General features: G+C 56.1%; 1 protein-coding gene. It reads left to right on the top strand.

What is annotated here, in order from left to right; all coding sequences use genetic code 11:
* Nucleotides 1-253: efflux RND transporter permease subunit (locus tag FVA95_RS30155; protein WP_149667003.1), on the top strand; the 253-nt coding region annotated here is incomplete at both ends.

Here is a 253-nt window from a genome sequence, read left to right as displayed (position 1 = left end):
AACCTGCCCTGATTGAAGAGCTGCGGCAGGTGCTCGGCAATTTCCCGGGGCTGTCGCTCAGCTTTACACAGCCGATCGACATGCGCGTGCAGGAGATGATCAGCGGCGTGCGCGGCGATGTCGCAGTGAAAATCTTTGGACCTGATATCGCCAAGCTCAATGAGATTGCGAGCAAGCTATCCACCATCTTGTCGGGCATCGACGGCGCTGAAGACGTCTACACTACTGTGAACGAAGGTGCGCAATACTACAC

Source organism: Pseudonocardia sp. EV170527-09, from assembly GCF_008369905.1.
Lineage (GTDB): Bacteria > Actinomycetota > Actinomycetes > Mycobacteriales > Pseudonocardiaceae > Pseudonocardia.
Note: the sequence above shows the minus strand (reverse complement) of the source record. Positions and strands in the feature narration are given on the sequence as shown.